A 17726-nucleotide genomic window follows, 5' to 3' on the forward strand; every position below is an offset into this window, starting at 1 on the left:
GTCAGGTTCGAGGTCGACGGGTTAATCTCGTTAGTTAGCTTGCTAGTTATTTTTCGATTGAAATAAAACGGCAATAAAAAAGCCGCCCCCTTGTTTGCAAGGGGGCGGCTTTTTATTTAAGGCCGAAGCCTTAAGCCATCGTTGTAATCAAACTGCCAATTACAAGATGTTCAGCGGGTATTGCGCGATCAGACGCAGTTCGTCGATAGACGCCGAACCGTAGTAAACGCCGTCAGACGAACGATAGGTCGCTTGACGTACGCGCAGGCTCAGGTCTTTGGCTGGGCCGCTCTGGATCACGTATTTGGCTTCGATGTCGCGTTCCCACTCTTTGCCATTCGAGGTGTCGGCGGTGTTGGCGCCGGTACCTTTCACGTAACGAGTCATGAAGCTCAGGCCTGGCACGCCGAAGGTGGCCATGTTCAGGTCGTAGCGAGCCTGGAACGATTTCTCGTCTTCAGCGTTGAAGTCGGAACGGGCGATGGAGTTGGCCAGGAAAATAGTGCCGCCGCCGTCTACGCCGTAGCCGTAGTCACCGTCGCCGCTGACTTTCTGGTAGGCCAGGGTGAAGGTGTGAGCCTGGATGGTGTACGCGCCTTGCAGGCTGTATGCACGGTTATCCAGTTTGGTGGTGCCGTCTTTTTCTGCGCGTTGCAGGCCGGCGCCATCGCTCTTGGTGCTGTAGATGTTGAAGTCAACGGCCAGGGACTGGTCGTTGCTCAGCGCGTGAGTCCAGTTCAGGTTGGCGTAGGTTTTCTTCCAGTAGTCTTCGGTCTTCGCGTAGTACAGGCTGGCGCTGACTTCCGGCGTCAGGGCATAGACACCACCGATGAAGTCGGTTTTGGTCAGGCCCAGGCTGTCACGGTAAGTCTGTGCTTGTGCCACGCTGGAAGTGAAGTGACCGCCTTCCAGTTTCAGGCCTTTGATTTCGTTGCTGGTGATCGAGATACCTTGTGGCAGCTCTGGCAGCAAACGGCTGTCATCGGAAGCGAAGACAGGAGCGGTGGTGTATTGGTCGCCCACTTTCAGCACGGTATCGGAGATGCGGAACTTAACAGCGCCGCCGCCTTTGGAGTAATCGTCTTGTGCGCGACCGTCCGAACCGGTAGGGAACAGGCCAGTGCCCGAGCGACCCTTGCCGCTGTCCAGTTTCACGCCCAGCAGGCCGATGACGTCAACACCGACACCGATGGTGCCTTGGGTGTAGCCCGACTGGAACAGGCCGTTGAAGCCCAGGCCGGTTTCGTTGACGCGGCTTTTGCCGGTGTCGTTGTTACGGAAGTCGCGACCAAAGTTCAGGAGGCGAGTGTTGATGCTGAACGTGCTGTCTTCAACAAAGCCCTTGGAATCGTCCTGGGCGGACGCCATTGCGAACTGCGAGGTGCCTGCTGAAACAGCCAGGGCGATCATGCTCCACTTCATCACGCGCATCGTGATTTGCTCCTTTGGTTTTAGGAAGAGTACTGCCGTCCCACCTGTATTTTTATCTGGGCGGCTCTTTCTTTTTTGTGTCGGCGCAAAGTTATATCACGCAGACTCTATTGACGATACTTACCCATCTATCCTTTCAGCTTCTTTACGAGGCTGTCGTAAATTGCTAGCTCCATGTCGCAAATTCACAGTCCGAGTGTCACCGGACTGACAACTTCAATACTGTTTCCAAACCTGTTTTAAAGTTTGAATCCATCCTTGATACACATTGAAACGCCACTGTTTTTATCGCGAAACACCTGCTTCCTGGCGGGTGTCGTTGCCGACGATATGGGGGTGAATGCAACAAGCGTGCACAAACCGGTAACTGAATGTCATTTTTTCGTGAAAAACGTTACGACAGTGTAAAAACCGCATAAGCACGGGCTTTTTACGCCGTTTGGTTTGGGCTTGACGCCCAGGTGCTTCACCTGTTTGGGAACGCACAAAACCTGCCTGAGACAAAAATGTTACCGGTTCACCCTCATGAGTGGGTACTTGGCGGATCCCTTTGAGGCACAGGTGGGTCATTTTGGTGCGTCCCGTTGAGGCCCGGTTTAGCGTAGCTCAATTATCGGACTGCCTCGAAAGGGTGCAGTTTTTTTGTCGTGCCAGGGCCAAACGCTGCCTGCGTAGCGTGCATTCGTCGTGAAGCGCTGGGCATTCGCGGGTATGCTGGGCCCCTGAAACTGACCTGCCGAACGGAGTGCCCGTGGTGTTCGCCCTAGATCAACGCCTGCAACAAGACACACTGGTCATCGGGGACTTCCCGCTGTGCCGCCTGCTGCTGTCCAATGATTCGAACTACCCATGGTTCATCCTGGTGCCGCGCATCAACGGTATCAGCGAAGTGTTTCAACTGGATGTCGCCGATCAACAAACGTTGTGGCAGGAGACGACCGCCTTGGCGCAACGGCTCAACGAAGGCTGGGTGGCCGACAAGATGAACATTGGCGCGCTGGGTAACGTCGTGAGCCAGTTGCACGTGCACGTGATCGTGCGCAAACGCGATGACGCCGCCTGGCCTGCGCCGGTGTGGGGCAAGCATCCGGCTCAGCCGTACACAGAGGACCAAGTGGCGGCGATTCGCGCGCGCTTGCGTGAGTTGTTACCGGCCGACTTCATCTTTTCCCAAGCTTGAACTGCAGGACTGACTTATGGATTTGCAAGACCGTGTGACGGATCTGGAAAGCCGCCTGGCCTTTCAGGACGACACCATCGAGACCCTCAATGACATCCTCGTCACCCAGCAGCGGGCGGTCGAACGCCTGCAACTGCAGATGACCGCGCTGTTGAAACGCCAGGAAGAAATGGGTGGCCAGTTCGAAACCTCCGAAGAAGAGGCACCGCCGCCTCACTATTAATGAAGTCGACATTAATAGCAGGCATTAAAAAACCGCGATCCAGCTGGGCTGGGTCGCGGTTTTTTTGTGACGGGAAGCAATCAGCGACGCGGCAGTGCCGCGATCACGTCTTCGGCTTGCAGACCCTTGTCACGGTTCATGACGGAGAACTCCACGCGCTGGCCTTCGACCAGGACGCGATGGCCTTCGCCACGGATGGCCCGGAAGTGGACGAAGATGTCGTCGCCCGAATCGCGGGAAATAAAGCCGAAGCCTTTGGAGGTGTTGAACCACTTGACGGTCCCGGTATCCCGGTTGGTCATGTCGTAGTTTTGCGACGCAGCGGCAGGGGACGAACGATAGAAGCTGATGGCCAGGTGAAGAACGATGGCGACCACAGCAATCACCAGGCTGAGCAGGATAGCCGGATGGCCGCCTACTTCAGGCATCGGTGCCAGAAGGGTGAGGGTTTGTACGACAACGGTGAGCACCAGCAGCGCGCTGACCAGGTTTTGCAGTTGATGACGCGTGCCTTTGTTCCAGTAAGGAATTACCGGTGCCAGCGTCAGGTTAAGAAGGCCGAACAAGGCCAGGTACAGGGCGTCGTGTTGTTCCAGATACGGCAGGCTTTCAGGCTGCAGGCTCGGGATAAAGGACAGCAGCAAAGCTGCAACGCCCGTTAGCAGGTGGACGATTTTCAACATTTTGATTAACTCACGTTAAGACGGATCACAAGGAAGAGCTGACTGGCACGGTTCGCTTCTGAACAATGGGAGGCGTTGAGCACGTGCGCGGGTATCAGCCTATGTGACGTGCCGCAGAACGATAACGGCAGCCACACGCCGCCTATTTAACAGCAAAGGCTGTGCCTACTCAAATCAAGCATTTCGGGGTGTTACGGCGGGTGGGGCATTTCTGCGTCAAACACTTGTCCTAGACAGGTGCGTGCTTTTCGACGCGCTTTTGGCGATGTTTCCTACATGGTGAGGAGCACCGTCATTCCTAAGCGTGGGCGATTTGTCGCACCTTGGACCAGGGCCTTGGGCTGCATGCCGCCTGCACTCTTGCTAGAGTGGTCCTGCACCTGATCAATGAATGCTCGTCAATTGAAGGGGAAAAACATGGCAATCGATATTGGTATCAGTGAACAAGACCGTAAATCCATCGTCGATGGGCTCTCACGGCTGCTGTCCGATACCTATGTACTGTATTTGAAGACCCACAACTTTCACTGGAACGTCACGGGCCCCATGTTTCGCACGCTGCACTTGATGTTTGAAGAGCAGTACAACGAACTGGCGCTGGCCGTGGACTCCATTGCCGAGCGTATCCGCGCCCTGGGTTTCCCGGCGCCGGGCGCTTATTCGATCTATGCCCGTCTGTCTTCGATCAAGGAAGAAGAGGGCGTGCCCAGTGCCGAGGAGATGATCAAGCAGTTGGTTGCGGGCCAGGAGGCGGTCACGCGCACCGCACGGGGCATCTTCCCGCTGCTCGACAAGGTCAGCGATGAGCCGACGGCCGACCTGTTGACCCAGCGCATGCAGGTTCACGAGAAAACCGCGTGGATGCTGCGTTCCCTGCTCGAGAATCAGTAACCCTACCTTCCGGGTGGCGCCGTCCGGGCGCCGCTCGCTTGTTTCTCCGTGCTTCCTGGCGTTGTCCTACACCTTTCAACTCCCCGTCTTCTGGCTGCCTTTTGTTGCCTGCTGTTTGATAAGGCCCATTGCCCAATGGGAGAAACCCATGGGCGGCTGTTTGGCAATGGAGTGTCAGGTGTATGTCACGCGGAGTGGGTAATGGAGTGATGGAAACCGGTGGTTTCCATAAGATAAAAATCGATCCCTTTGCCAAGGGGTTCGACATGGGGCTGGCCAAGCCGCTGTCCCGTTCGGTGAGGCTCAATGGGTTTTCCACCTGCCTGCGCCTTGAGCAGATCTATTGGAACATCCTCACGGAGATCGCCAGGATCAACACCTGTTCGGTCAGTGCGTTGTTGTCCTACGTCGACCGGGAAGTGCATTTGCGCCATGGCGGGGTGAAGAACTTCAGCGGTCTGGTCAGGGTGGTGTGCGTGGTTCATGTGCTGACGGGCCGGGCCTGTTCGCACAACCCGGAGTAATCCGACTGCCCGGGGTCGGCCCGCTTCACTGGTGGGCAGGCCCCGGGCAGAAAGCCGGCTGCGCTGCCTCGATTTAACAGATATAATCCCGCGCTTTGCTGCGCATGCCGGGCCTGCCCCGGAACAGGCGTGGCGCAGTAACGTTCGATCGCCGAGACATCGCCATGCCCATGTACGACTATCAATGTGCTTCCTGTGGTCATCAGCTGGAAGCCATTCAGAAGATCAGCGCAGCGCCGCTGGTCGATTGCCCGGCCTGCCAGGCGCCGGAACTCAAGAAGATGTTGTCCATGCCAGGCTTCCGCCTGAGTGGCGGCGGCTGGTACGAGACCGACTTCAAGACCGGCTCGAAGAAGAATCTGGCGGGCGGCGACAAAGCAGACTGAGTTGAACTCAACGCGCAGGCTCCTGCATTATCCGTCCCCTGCTTTAATGTACGGTGACGAGGCAGGCCTCCACCGAATTTCGAATTACGAGAAGTGAAACCACTACCATGATGCGCAGCCACTATTGCGGCCAACTGAACGAGACCCTGGAAGGTCAGGAAATCACCCTTTGCGGATGGGTTCACCGTCGCCGCGACCACGGCGGGGTGATCTTCCTCGATATCCGTGATCGTGATGGTCTGGCCCAGGTGGTGTTCGACCCGGACCGCGCCGAAAGCTTCGCCGCTGCCGACCGCGTGCGCAGCGAATACGTCGTGAAGATCACCGGCAAGGTTCGCCTGCGTCCGGCCGGTGCCGTGAACAAGAACATGGCCTCCGGTGGCATCGAAGTACTGGGCTACGAACTGGAAGTGCTGAACGAATCGGAAACCCCGCCGTTCCCACTCAACGAATACTCCGACGTGGGCGAAGAAACCCGCCTGCGCTACCGCTTCCTGGACCTGCGTCGTCCGGAAATGGCCGAGAAGCTGCGCCTGCGTTCGCGCATGACCACCAGCATCCGCCGCTTCCTCGACGAAAACGGCTTCCTGGACGTGGAAACGCCGATCCTGACCCGGGCCACCCCGGAAGGTGCGCGTGACTACCTGGTGCCGAGCCGTACTCACGCCGGTTCGTTCTTCGCCCTGCCGCAATCGCCGCAGCTGTTCAAGCAACTGCTGATGGTGGCCGGCTTCGACCGTTACTACCAGATCGCCAAGTGCTTCCGCGACGAAGACCTGCGCGCCGACCGCCAGCCGGAATTCACCCAGATCGACATCGAGACCAGCTTCCTCGATGAAAAAGAGATCATGGGCCTGACCGAGCAGATGATCCGCAACCTGTTCAAGGAAGTGCTGAACCTGGAGTTCGGTGATTTCCCGCACATGACCTTCGAAGAAGCCATGCGCCGCTACGGTTCCGACAAGCCAGACCTGCGTAACCCGCTGGAACTGGTGGACGTGGCTGATCAACTGAAAGAAGTCGAGTTCAAGGTGTTCAGCGGCCCGGCCAACGACCCTAAATGCCGCATCGCCGCCCTGCGTGTACCAGGCGGCGCGAGCATGCCACGCAAGCAGATCGACGACTACACCAAGTTCGTCGGCATCTACGGTGCCAAGGGCCTGGCGTACATCAAGGTCAACGAGCGCGCCAACGGCATTGACGGCCTGCAATCGCCGATCGTGAAAAACATCCCGCTGGACAACCTGAACGCGATCCTCGACCGCGTGGGTGCCGTCGACGGCGACATCGTGTTCTTCGGCGCCGACAAGGCCAAGATCGTCAGCGAAGCCCTGGGCGCGCTGCGGATCAAGCTGGGTCACGACCTGAACCTGCTGACCTGCGAGTGGGCCCCGATGTGGGTCGTTGACTTCCCGATGTTCGAAGAGAACGACGACGGCAGCTTCAGCGCCTTGCACCACCCGTTCACCGCGCCGAAGTGCTCCCCGGCCGAGCTGGAAGCCAACCCGGCTGGCGCGTTGTCCCGCGCCTATGACATGGTGCTCAACGGCACTGAGTTGGGTGGCGGTTCGATCCGTATTCACCGCAAAGAGATGCAGCAAGCGGTATTCCGCCTGTTGGGCATCAACGAAGCGGAACAGGAAGAGAAGTTCGGCTTCCTGCTCGACGCCCTGAAATACGGCGCACCGCCGCACGGTGGCCTGGCCTTCGGCCTGGACCGCCTGGTGATGCTGATGACCGGCGCCCAGTCGATCCGTGAAGTGATCGCCTTCCCGAAAACCCAGAGTGCTGCGGACGTCATGACCCAGGCTCCGGGCGTGGTGGATGCCAAGGCTCTGCGCGAACTGCACATCCGTCTGCGCGAGACGCCAAAGGCTGAGTAAGGCTGCTGCGTGAAAGCGCACTGAGGTTTACGCAGTCTAAAAAGGCGCATCTTCGGATGCGCCTTTGCGTTAAAGGACTACCTCCCGCCTGGGGCGGGGTTGATCAAGGTTTCTACAGAATTTCGGAGTTGTGTTATGGCTGGCCATTCCAAGTGGGCGAACATCAAGCACCGCAAAGAGCGTCAGGATGCCAAGAAAGGCAAGATCTTCACCAAGTGGATCCGCGAGCTGACCGTCGCTGCCCGCCAGGGCGGTGGTGACCCGGGTTCCAACCCGCGTCTGCGCCTGGCGCTGGACAAGGCCCTTGGCGCGAACATGAGCCGCGACATCATCGACCGCGCCGTGGCCCGTGGTGCCGGTGCTGCCGACACGGACGACATGGTCGAGCTGAGCTACGAAGGCTACGGCCCGGGTGGCGTGGCGGTGATGGTCGAGTGCATGACCGACAACCGCAACCGCACCGCAGCGGCCGTGCGCCATGCGTTCAGCAAGTGCGGCGGCAACCTCGGCACCGACGGCTCGGTGGCCTACCTGTTCGAGCGCAAGGGGCAGATCTCCTTCGCACCGGGCACGGATGAAGACGCGTTGATGGAAGCGGCCATGGAAGCCGATGCTGACGACGTGGTGACCAACGAAGACGGCTCCATCGACGTGTTCACTTCGTTTGCCAGTTTCTACGCCGTGCGTAATGCTCTTGAGGCCGCTGGCTTCAAAGGCACTGACGCAGAAATCGTGATGCTGCCGACCACCAGCGCCGAGCTGGACCTGGAAGGCGCGCAGAAAGTGCTGAAGATGCTGGATATGCTCGAAGACCTGGATGATGTGCAGAACGTGTATTCCAATGCCGACATCCCGGAGGATGTGGCTGCGCAGCTAGTCTGAGGTATGACGTAGATCAAAATGTGGGAGCGGGCTTGCCCGCGAATGCGGTGTACCAGTCGCTGAAAATGTTGGCTGATCCACCGTCTTCGCGGGCAAGCCCGCTCCCACATTGGATCTTCTTTGTAGCAGAAATTGTGTTTACCCAACCCGCAGGCGTTATGACTTTAATCCTAGGTATCGACCCCGGTTCGCGCATCACCGGTTTTGGCGTGGTGCAACAAACCCCTCGCGGCTGCATCTATGTCGCCTCGGGTTGCATCCGCACCGGCGCAGGCGAGCTGGCCGAGCGCCTGCAGATCGTCTATCGCGGTGTACGGGAAGTGATCCAGACCTACGGGCCGGTCACCATGGGCATCGAAAAGGTGTTCATGGCAAAGAATGCCGACTCCGCGCTGAAACTTGGCCAGGCCCGTGGCGCGGCCATCGTTGCCGGGGCGGAGGAGGGCCTGGAAATTGCCGAATACACCGCGACCCAGGTCAAGCAGGCCGTGGTCGGCACCGGTGCGGCCAACAAGGAGCAGGTGCAGATGATGGTCATGCACATGCTCAAGCTCACCGCCAAACCGCAAATCGACGCCTCCGACGCCCTGGCCATCGCCATTTGCCACGCCCATACCCGCTCCAGCCTGCTGCCTCACGGCCTGGGCACTGCACGCAGTCGTGGCGGGCGGCTGCGTCTCTGATAGCATCAGCGCAATCGTTTTTTCCGGTCAGGCCTTGATCTGACCCTACGCTTTAAGGATTCGAACCGTGATTGGACGCTTGCGCGGCACCCTGGCTGAGAAACAGCCGCCGCACCTGATTCTGGATGTGAACGGGCTGGGCTATGAGCTGGAAGTGCCCATGACCACCCTGTATCGCCTTCCGTCAGTCGGCGAGCCGCTGACCCTGCATACCCACCTCGTTGTGCGCGAAGATGCGCAATTGCTCTATGGTTTCATTGGCAAGCGCGACCGTGACTTCTTCCGTGAGCTGATCCGCCTCAACGGCGTGGGACCCAAGCTGGCCCTGGCGCTGATGTCGAGTCTGGAAGTGGATGAACTGGTGCGTGCCGTTTCCGCCCAGGACACCTCGGCCCTGACCAAGGTGCCGGGCGTGGGCAAGAAAACCGCAGAACGCCTGCTGGTAGAGCTCAAGGACCGCTTCAAGGCCTGGGAAGTCGTGCCAAGCATGTTTGCCCTGGTGCCGAACCAGCCGGACATGCCGGCGAGCCAGGTGGCCAGTGCCGAAAGCGATGCGGTCAGCGCGTTGATCTCCCTGGGCTACAAACCCCAGGAGGCCAGCAAGGCCGTATCGGCCATCAAGGACAAGAACCTGAGCAGCGAAGACATGATCCGCCGAGCCCTGAAGGGAATGATTTAAGTGATTGAAGCTGATCGTCTGATCGCGGCCACCGGCCCACGCGACCGTGAAGAAATCCAGGACCGGGCCATCCGCCCCCTGAGCCTGGCCGACTACATCGGCCAGCCCACCGTGCGCGAGCAGATGGAGTTGTTCATCCAGGCCGCGCGCGGGCGCAGCGAGTCCCTGGACCACACGCTGATCTTCGGCCCGCCAGGCCTGGGCAAGACCACCCTGGCCAATATCATCGCCCAGGAAATGGGCGTGTCGATCAAGTCCACCTCGGGCCCGGTACTGGAACGTCCAGGCGACCTGGCAGCGCTGCTGACCAACCTTGAACCCCACGACGTGCTGTTTATCGACGAAATCCACCGGCTCTCGCCCATCGTCGAAGAAGTGCTGTACCCGGCCATGGAAGACTTCCAGCTCGACATCATGATCGGCGAGGGGCCTGCGGCCCGTTCGATCAAGCTCGACCTGCCGCCGTTCACCCTGGTGGGGGCGACGACCCGTGCGGGCATGTTGACCAACCCGCTGCGAGACCGTTTCGGCATTGTTCAACGTCTAGAGTTCTATAGCACCGGCGACCTGGCGACCATTGTCAGCCGCTCGGCGGGCATTCTCGGTTTGCCGCTGGACCCGGAAGGCGCCTTTGAAATCGCCCGTCGCGCCCGTGGCACGCCGCGCATTGCCAACCGTTTGCTGCGCCGTGTGCGCGACTTTGCCGAAGTGCGGGCCAAGGGGCACATCACCAAGGCCGTGGCCGACCTGGCCTTGAACCTGTTGGACGTGGACGAGCATGGCTTTGATCACCAGGATCGGCGCCTGCTACTGACCATGATCGAGAAGTTCGACGGTGGTCCGGTGGGTGTGGACAGCCTGGCGGCGGCCATCAGCGAGGAGCGTCATACCATCGAGGACGTGCTGGAGCCGTACCTGATCCAGCAGGGCTACATCATGCGCACGCCAAGGGGGCGGGTAGTGACGCGCCATGCCTATTTGCACTTTGGGTTAAACATTCCGTCACGATTGGGCGAGATGCCCGTGGTAGACGAATTCCTCGATGCAGTGGACGATTAAAAAGGTCGCGACAGTCGATTTATCTGAAGTTTGTGCTGTCCTAGTGGCTGGTGGCGTCATTCAGTCACCGAAAATGTTTCGACGGATGAAAAAACAGTTGCCCAGCCGGATTGGCAACCTGAGGAGTAAGCACTAGAGTATGCGCGCGCAAAACGGGGATCAGTCGTTCGCACATCGCTGTCGCGTTTATTACGAGGACACCGATGCGGGCGGCATCGTGTATTACGTCAACTACCTCAAGTTCATGGAGCGGGCTCGAACCGAGCGGCTACGGGAGCTGGGCTTTGCCCAATCCCAGCTGGCAGGGGAGGACCTGTTATTCGTCGTGCATTCCAGCGAGGCGCGGTACCACGCGCCGGCGCGGCTGGACGATGAATTGTTGGTCAGCGCTGAAGTAATCGAATTGAACCGTGTCAGCCTGCGCTTTAAACAGCAGGTCAGGCGGGCATCGGATGCAACGCTGCTCTGTGAGGGGCAGTTCCTGGTGGCCTGTGTGCGCACCAATAGTTTGAAACCCCGGGCCATTCCCGAAGCTCTACGTGCGGCCTTTGCCGACGTAAGCGGCGCGGGTAAACAATCAAAGCAGGAGATTTAGCGTGGAACCTACCGTCGTCGACCATTCCTCCATGTGGAGCCTGGTCAGCAATGCCAGTGTTGTGGTTCAACTGGTCATGCTGACCCTGGTAGCCGCATCGGTTACCTCTTGGGTCATGATTTTTCAGCGCAGCAACCTGCTGCGTGCCGGTCGACGTGCCCTGGAGAGCTTCGAGGAGCGCTTCTGGTCGGGGATCGACCTGTCCAAGCTGTATCGCCAGGCCGGCAGCAACCCGGACCCGGATTCGGGCGTCGAGCAGATCTTCCGCGCCGGCTTCAAGGAGTTCTCCCGTCTGCGCCAGCAGCCCGGTGTTGACCCGGAAGCGGTGATGGAAGGCGTGGCCCGTGCCATGCGCGTTGCCATCTCCCGCGAAGAAGAGAAACTGGAACAGAGCCTGCCGTTCCTCGCCACCGTCGGTTCCGTAAGCCCGTACATCGGCCTGTTCGGTACCGTGTGGGGCATCATGAACTCCTTCCGTGGCCTGGCCCAGGCGCAGCAAGCGACCCTGGCCACCGTGGCCCCGGGTATCGCCGAAGCCCTGATCGCCACCGCGATCGGCCTGTTCGCTGCCATCCCCGCAGTAATTGCCTACAACCGTTTTGCCGCCCGTGGCGAAATCCTGATTGGCCGTTACTACACCTTCGCCGATGAATTCCAGGCGATCCTGCACCGTAAAGTGCACACCAGCGAAGAATAAGCAGGTATTTCCCGATGGCTTTAATCACTCGAGCACGCACCAAGCGCAAGCCGGTCGCCGAGATGAACGTAGTGCCTTACATCGACGTGATGCTGGTGCTGCTGGTGATCTTCATGGTGACCGCGCCGATGCTCAACCAGGGTGTGAAGGTTGACCTGCCCAAGGTTTCCAGCGAAGCCTTGCCCCAGGACAACAACACCCAGGTGCTGACCATTTCGATCAAGTCCGACAAGACCTATTACTGGAACCTTGGCAGCGAAGTCGACACTCAGAAGCAGCAGGACAAGGCGCTGACCTTGCCGGCAATGACCGATGCGGTGACCAAGATCATTCGCTCCGGCAACGAAGGCGGCAAGCACACCCAGGTCTTCATCCGCGGTGACAAGGCGGTCGACTACGGCTCCGTCATGGGCGCCATGGGCGGGCTGCAGAAGGCCGGCGTGGGTAACGTTGGCTTGATTACCGAGGCGCCCTGATGCAGCAACAGCGAGAGCCGTCCGCCTCGGAAAGCTACTTCTGGCCTAGCGTCTGGGCAATTGCCCTGCACGTCCTGGTGTTTGGCATGCTGTTCGTCAGCTTTGCCATGACCCCGGACCTGCCGCCAGCCAAGCCGATCGTGCAGGCGACCCTGTATCAGCTGAAATCGAAAAGTCAGGCCACTACCCAGACCAATCAGAAGATTGCGGGTGAGGCCCAGAAGTCGGCTGCGCGCCAGACTGAAGTCGAGCAGATGGAACAGAAGAAGGTCGAGCAGGAAGCGGTGAAGGCTGCTGCGGAACAAAAGAAAGAAGAGGCGGCTCAAAAGGCCGAGGAATCGAAAAAGGCTGACGAAGCGAAGAAGGCCGACGAGGCGAAAAAGGCTGATGAAGCCAAGAAAGCCGAGAAAGCTGCCGAAGCGAAAAAGGCCGAAGAGAAACAATTGGCTGATATAGCCAAGAAGAAAGCCGAAGACGAAGCGAAGAAAGCTGCTGAAGAAGAGGCCAAGAAAAAGGCCGCTGAAGACGCCAAGAAGAAAATAGTCGAAGACGCGAAGAAGAAAGCCGCCGAAGACGCCAAGAAAAAAGCTGAAGCAGACGAGGCGAAGAAGAAAATCGCCGACGACGCGAAGAAGAAAGCTGCCGCCGACGCCACCAAGAAAAAGGCCCAGGAAGCAGCGCGCAAATCCGCCGAAGAGAAAAAGGCCCAGGCCTTGGCAGACTTGCTCTCCGACACGCCGCAGCGTCAGCAAGCCTTGGCCGATGAGCAGGGTGATCAAGTTGCGGGCAGTTTCGACGACCTGATTCGAGCGCGCGCAGCAGAAGGCTGGACACGTCCTCCTTCGGCACGCAAAGGCATGAAAGTGGTACTGCAGATCGGTATGTTGCCGGACGGTACGGTGGCTTCGGTCGGCGTGGCCAGTTCCAGTGGCGATGGATCGTTCGACAGTTCGGCGGTTGCAGCGGTCAAGAACATTGGCCGGTTGACCGAGATGCAGGGAATGAAACCAAGTGACTTCGCTCCCTATCGTTCATTCAAGATGACATTCACACCTGAGGATCTAGCCCCGTGAGAAACATTCTTCGAGGAATGCTTGTCGTTATTTGCTGTATGGCAGGGATAGCGGCGGCGGATGAAAAGAACATCCTGGTCACCAGCGGTAGCGATCGGGCCACCCCGATTGCCGTCGTACCGTTTGGCTGGCAGGGCGGCAGCGTGCTGCCGGACGACATGGCCCAGATCGTCAGCGACGACCTGCGCAACTCCGGTTACTACGCGCCCATCGACAAAGGCAACATGATCAGCCAGCCGACCCAGGCCAGCGAAGTCATCTTCCGCGACTGGAAAGCCGTGGGCGCGCAGTACCTGATGGTGGGCAATATCACGCCGGCCGGTGGTCGTCTGCAAATCACCTACACCTTGTTCAACGTGGCGACTGAGCAGCAGGTCCTGACCGGCAGCGTCTCGGGTACTGCCGAACAGATTCGCGACATGGCCCACTACATTTCGGACCAGTCGTTTGAAAAGCTCACCGGTATCAAGGGTGCGTTCTCGACACGCCTGCTGTACGTCACGGCTGAACGTTTCTCTGTAGACAACACTCGTTACACTTTGCAGCGTTCGGACTATGACGGCGCCCGTGCCGTGACCTTGCTGCAATCCCGTGAGCCAATCCTGTCGCCGCGCTTTGCGCCGGACGGCAAGCGTATTGCCTACGTGTCTTTCGAACAGAAGCGTCCGCGTATCTTCGTCCAGCACATCGATACTGGCCGTCGTGAGCAGATCACCAACTTCGAAGGCCTCAACGGTGCGCCTGCCTGGTCGCCGGATGGTTCGCGCCTGGCGTTCGTGCTCTCCAAGGACGGCAACCCGGATATCTACGTGATGAACATGGCTTCGCGCCAGATCACGCGTGCAACCAGCGGCCCGGGTATCAACACTGAACCGTTCTGGGGCAAGGATGGTTCGACCATCTACTTCACCTCCGACCGTGGCGGCAAGCCACAAGTCTATAAGGCGAACGTGAATGGTGGTGGTGCAGAGCGCGTTACTTTTATTGGTAACTACAACGCCAACCCTAAACTTTCGGCCGATGAAAAGACGTTGGTAATGATTCACCGTCAGGATGGTTTCACTAATTTCCGGGTTGCGGCCCAGGATTTGCAGCGTGGAACGGTAAAAATCCTTACAGATACCAACCTTGATGAGTCAGCCACTGTTGCGCCCAACGGCACCATGGTAATCTACGCCACCCGCCAGCAGGGCCGGGGAGTCTTGATGCTCGTGTCCATTAATGGACGTGTAAGGCTCCCACTTCCTACCGCTCAAGGCGAAGTCAGAGAACCATCCTGGTCCCCTTACCTGAACTGACGCGGCGCTACAAAAAGATTTGCTTAACACACTGGGGTTCATTAGGAGTTTCACGATGGAAATGCTGAAGTTTGGTAAGTTTGCTGCTCTGGCTCTGGCTCTGTCCGTAGCCGTTGGTTGCTCGTCTAAAGGCGGCGACAATGCCGGTGAAGGCGCAGCTGTTGATCCAAACGCTGGTTACGGCGCTAACACTGGTGCAGTTGACGGCTCCCTGAGCGAAGAAGCTGCTCTGCGCGCTATCACCACTTTCTACTTCGAATACGACAGTTCGGACCTGAAGCCAGAAGCCATGCGCGCTCTGGACGTTCACGCGAAGGACCTGAAAGCTAACGGCGCTCGCGTTGTTCTGGAAGGTAACACTGACGAACGTGGTACTCGTGAGTACAACATGGCACTGGGCGAGCGTCGTGCGAAAGCCGTTCAGCGCTACCTGGTACTGCAAGGTGTTGCTCCAGGCCAACTGGAACTGGTTTCCTACGGTAAAGAGCGTCCAGTTGCTACTGGCCACGACGAGCAGTCCTGGGCTCAAAACCGTCGCGTCGAACTGCGTAAGTAATTCGTCATGCGAACGTGCCGTCGTGCTCTAACTGTATTGGCTCTCAGCCTCGCACCGCTTGCGGTGTGGGCTGCGGTTCCTGTGGAAGATAGCAACTCTGGCTATAACAATAGCGGGAGCAGTTATCCGCCAGCGGGTTATGGCACGAACGGCGCCTATGCGGGGGGAGCGGCTACGTCCGCTCCCTCGGCACAGGGCGAACTGTTCAACCAGCTGCAACGTATGCAGGATCAATTGGCGCAGCAACAAGGCACCATTGAAGTTCTGCAGAATCAAGTGAACCAGCTGAAGCAAGAAGGCCTGGAGCGATACCAGGATCTTGACCGACGCATTGGAGCCGGCGTTCAACCTGCCGCAACTCCTGATAATTCTTCTGCCGGTGGCGCGCCAAGCGCCGCTGCCGGTGGTGCCGCAGCAGGGGCCGCGGCTGCCAGCCAAGCCCCTGCCGCCAGCAGCGAACCGGGTGATCCGGCGAAGGAAAAGCTGTATTACGACGCAGCCTTCGACCTGATCAAAGCCAAGGATTTCGATAAGGCCAGCCAGGCTTTTACCGCATTCCTGCGCAAATACCCAAACAGCCAGTACGCGGGCAACGCCCAGTACTGGTTGGGTGAGGTGAACCTGGCCAAGGGTGATCTGCAAGCCGCAGGCCAGGCCTTTGCCAAGGTCAGCCAGCTGTACCCCAAGCACGCCAAGGTGCCGGATTCGCTGTACAAACTCGCTGACGTAGAGCGCCGCCTGGGTCATACCGACAAGGTCAAAGGCATTCTGCAGCAGGTGGTGGCCCAGTATCCGGGGACATCCGCTGCGCAGTTGGCTCAACGGGATTTGCAACGCTTGTAAGCGATGTTTGCCCGTTTAGAAGAAACCCGCGCCTGGCGCGGGTTTTTTCGTTAGAATCCACGCCCTTTTATGAAACACGCTCCTTGGGGTCTACGCGTTGGCGGGATCCCTTGAAGTGCCTGACGGAGGCGGACAGCCTGTTTAGCTGTTACGCCCGTGGCGACTATGCAAGACACATTACGCATCACCGAAGTTTTTTACTCGTTACAGGGTGAAACGCGAACGGCTGGCCTGCCCACTGTATTTGTGCGGCTGACCGGTTGCCCTTTGCGTTGCCAATACTGTGACAGCGCCTACGCCTTCAGTGGCGGCACTGTGCGCACCCTCGAAGACATCCTGGAGCAGGTTGCCAGTTACCGGCCGCGCTACGTCTGTGTGACGGGCGGCGAGCCCCTGGCCCAGCCCAATGCCATCCCTTTGCTCCAGCAGCTGTGTGACGCCGGTTACGAGGTGTCCCTGGAAACCAGCGGCGCCCTGGATATCTCTGCGGTCGACCCGCGTGTGAGCCGCGTGGTCGACCTCAAGACCCCGGGCTCCAAGGAGGCGCATCGCAACCGCTACGAGAACATCGAGCTGCTGACGGCCAACGACCAGGTCAAGTTCGTCATCTGTTCCCGTGAAGACTACGACTGGGCGAACTCCAAGCTGATCCAATACGGCCTGGATCGTCGTGCGGGCGAGGTGCTGTTCTCTCCCAGCCATCACGACCTGAACGCACGGGACCTGGCCGACTGGGTGGTTGCCGATAACCTGCCCGTACGCCTGCAGTTGCAGTTACACAAATACCTTTGGAATGACGAGCCGGGACGCTGATATGACTGAACCCACGATTGATCAAAAACGCGCTGTAATCCTGTTGTCCGGTGGCCTCGACTCCGCCACCGTGGTCGCGATGGCCCAGGCAGAAGGCTACAGCTGCTACACCATGAGCTTCGATTACGGGCAGCGCCATCGCGCCGAGCTGAATGCCGCCGCGCGCGTGGCCCGTGAGAGGGGGGTGGTCGAGCACAAGGTGATCGGCCTCAACCTCAACGGCATTGGCGGCTCCGCATTGACCGACAGCAGCATCGACGTGCCCGAAGCGCCGAGTGAAGGCATCCCGATCACCTACGTGCCGGCTCGCAACACCGTGTTCCTGTCCCTGGCCCTCGGCTGGGCTGAAGTGCTCAATGCCCATGACATCTTTATCGGCGTGAATGCGGTGGATTATTCCGGTTACCCGGACTGCCGTCCGGAGTTCGTCGAGTCGTTCGAGCGCATGGCCAACCTGGCGACAAAGGCCGGTGTCGAGGGGCAGGGCTTCCGTATCCTCGCGCCGCTGCAGAACCTGAGCAAGGCCGATATCGTGAAGGCTGGTGTAGGACTTGGCGTCGATTACTCGCTGACAGTTTCCTGCTATCAGGCAGACGATGACGGCCGTGCTTGTGGGAAATGTGATAGCTGCCGACTGCGTGCAGAAGGCTTCCAAGCGGCCGGAATTGCGGACCCCACGCGTTATTTCTGATTTATTTAAAATAAGGTGTTGAATAATCCTTAGAAATCAGTATTATACGCGCCACCACACAGCGGGTCGTTAGCTCAGTTGGTAGAGCAGTTGGCTTTTAACCAATTGGTCGTAGGTTCGAATCCCACACGACCCACCATATTTGGCGGTTTAGAAAATCCGGAAGGCCCACGAAAGTGA

At 58.8% G+C, this 17726-nt stretch carries 21 protein-coding genes and 1 tRNA gene; 20 read left to right on the top strand and 2 right to left on the bottom strand.

From position 1 onward, the window contains the following. Positions 1-159 precede the first annotated feature (159 nt). Positions 160-1431: an OprD family porin gene (locus AC07SU_RS11935; RefSeq protein ID WP_178921789.1), complete on the bottom strand. Its 1272-nt coding sequence runs from the start codon at positions 1429-1431 to the stop codon at positions 160-162. A gap of 754 nt (positions 1432-2185) precedes the next feature. Here AC07SU_RS11935 and AC07SU_RS11940 point away from each other — a divergent pair. Together AC07SU_RS11940 and AC07SU_RS11945 are read left to right on the top strand one after the other, a co-directional pair. Then, positions 2186-2611 carry an HIT domain-containing protein gene (locus AC07SU_RS11940; protein WP_494997129.1) on the top strand — a complete coding sequence of 142 codons (426 nt, stop codon included), beginning with the start codon at positions 2186-2188 and terminating at the stop codon, positions 2609-2611. A 16-nt stretch (positions 2612-2627) separates the two neighbouring features. Further along, on the top strand, positions 2628-2834 hold the full coding sequence (locus AC07SU_RS11945; RefSeq protein ID WP_015885618.1) for a SlyX family protein: 207 nt from the start codon (positions 2628-2630) through the stop codon (positions 2832-2834). Positions 2835-2914: 80 nt separating this feature from the next. Here AC07SU_RS11945 and AC07SU_RS11950 read toward each other — a convergent pair whose 3' ends face one another. Next, the gene (locus tag AC07SU_RS11950; RefSeq protein WP_003193875.1) at positions 2915-3517 is read right to left on the bottom strand and encodes a cold-shock protein; all 603 of its coding nucleotides are present in this window, start codon (positions 3515-3517) and stop codon (positions 2915-2917) included. 417 nt (positions 3518-3934) lie between these two features. Between AC07SU_RS11950 and AC07SU_RS11955 the strand changes: the two genes are divergently transcribed. From AC07SU_RS11955 to AC07SU_RS12040, 18 genes are all read left to right on the top strand, one after another. Further along, positions 3935-4408 (top strand): Dps family protein, encoded by a 474-nt coding sequence (locus AC07SU_RS11955; RefSeq protein ID WP_176994313.1) that lies wholly within the window; start codon positions 3935-3937, stop codon positions 4406-4408. A gap of 182 nt (positions 4409-4590) precedes the next feature. Next, positions 4591-4932, top strand: coding sequence for a ribbon-helix-helix domain-containing protein (locus tag AC07SU_RS11960; RefSeq protein ID WP_494997130.1), 342 nt, complete (start codon positions 4591-4593; stop codon positions 4930-4932). 164 nt (positions 4933-5096) lie between these two features. Continuing rightward, entirely contained in the window at positions 5097-5318 is a 222-nt protein-coding gene (locus AC07SU_RS11965; protein ID WP_176994311.1) for an FmdB family zinc ribbon protein, read from the top strand. 107 nt (positions 5319-5425) lie between these two features. Then, positions 5426-7201: an aspartate--tRNA ligase gene (gene aspS / locus AC07SU_RS11970; RefSeq protein ID WP_176994310.1), complete on the top strand. Its 1776-nt coding sequence runs from the start codon at positions 5426-5428 to the stop codon at positions 7199-7201. Between the two features lie 135 nt (positions 7202-7336). After that, the gene (locus AC07SU_RS11975) at positions 7337-8083 is read left to right on the top strand and encodes a YebC/PmpR family DNA-binding transcriptional regulator (protein ID WP_176994309.1); all 747 of its coding nucleotides are present in this window, start codon (positions 7337-7339) and stop codon (positions 8081-8083) included. Between the two features lie 158 nt (positions 8084-8241). After that, on the top strand, positions 8242-8766 hold the full coding sequence (gene ruvC, locus AC07SU_RS11980; RefSeq protein WP_105695400.1) for a crossover junction endodeoxyribonuclease RuvC: 525 nt from the start codon (positions 8242-8244) through the stop codon (positions 8764-8766). Positions 8767-8833: 67 nt separating this feature from the next. Further along, the gene (gene ruvA / locus AC07SU_RS11985) at positions 8834-9445 is read left to right on the top strand and encodes a Holliday junction branch migration protein RuvA (RefSeq protein ID WP_034100169.1); all 612 of its coding nucleotides are present in this window, start codon (positions 8834-8836) and stop codon (positions 9443-9445) included. Further along, entirely contained in the window at positions 9446-10504 is a 1059-nt protein-coding gene (gene ruvB / locus AC07SU_RS11990) for a Holliday junction branch migration DNA helicase RuvB (protein ID WP_176994308.1), read from the top strand. It begins immediately after the preceding gene. A gap of 139 nt (positions 10505-10643) precedes the next feature. Next, positions 10644-11099: a tol-pal system-associated acyl-CoA thioesterase gene (gene ybgC / locus AC07SU_RS11995; protein WP_176994307.1), complete on the top strand. Its 456-nt coding sequence runs from the start codon at positions 10644-10646 to the stop codon at positions 11097-11099. A 1-nt stretch (position 11100) separates the two neighbouring features. Continuing rightward, entirely contained in the window at positions 11101-11796 is a 696-nt protein-coding gene (gene tolQ, locus AC07SU_RS12000; protein ID WP_494997131.1) for a protein TolQ, read from the top strand. Positions 11797-11819: 23 nt separating this feature from the next. Continuing rightward, positions 11820-12272 carry a protein TolR gene (tolR, locus tag AC07SU_RS12005; RefSeq protein WP_161634127.1) on the top strand — a complete coding sequence of 151 codons (453 nt, stop codon included), beginning with the start codon at positions 11820-11822 and terminating at the stop codon, positions 12270-12272. After that, positions 12272-13345, top strand: a complete 1074-nt coding sequence (gene tolA, locus AC07SU_RS12010) for a cell envelope integrity protein TolA (protein ID WP_176994306.1) — start codon at positions 12272-12274, stop codon at positions 13343-13345. The genes tolR and tolA overlap by 1 nt, the downstream gene beginning before the upstream one ends. Positions 13346-13362: 17 nt before the next feature. Further along, entirely contained in the window at positions 13363-14643 is a 1281-nt protein-coding gene (tolB, locus tag AC07SU_RS12015; RefSeq protein WP_494997132.1) for a Tol-Pal system beta propeller repeat protein TolB, read from the top strand. A 55-nt stretch (positions 14644-14698) separates the two neighbouring features. Next, positions 14699-15199, top strand: a complete 501-nt coding sequence (gene pal / locus AC07SU_RS12020; protein ID WP_003209827.1) for a peptidoglycan-associated lipoprotein Pal — start codon at positions 14699-14701, stop codon at positions 15197-15199. A gap of 6 nt (positions 15200-15205) precedes the next feature. After that, a complete protein-coding gene (gene ybgF, locus AC07SU_RS12025; RefSeq protein ID WP_176994304.1) occupies positions 15206-16042 on the top strand; it encodes a tol-pal system protein YbgF in 837 nt (278 codons plus the stop codon). A gap of 165 nt (positions 16043-16207) precedes the next feature. Continuing rightward, a complete protein-coding gene (gene queE, locus AC07SU_RS12030) occupies positions 16208-16855 on the top strand; it encodes a 7-carboxy-7-deazaguanine synthase QueE (RefSeq protein ID WP_176994303.1) in 648 nt (215 codons plus the stop codon). A 16-nt stretch (positions 16856-16871) separates the two neighbouring features. After that, positions 16872-17546, top strand: a complete 675-nt coding sequence (gene queC / locus AC07SU_RS12035; RefSeq protein WP_494997195.1) for a 7-cyano-7-deazaguanine synthase QueC — start codon at positions 16872-16874, stop codon at positions 17544-17546. A gap of 63 nt (positions 17547-17609) precedes the next feature. Then, positions 17610-17685: transfer RNA gene (locus AC07SU_RS12040), tRNA-Lys, on the top strand. Positions 17686-17726 lie beyond the last annotated feature (41 nt).

It is taken from the genome of Pseudomonas sp. GW821-FHT05H12, assembly GCF_059419385.1.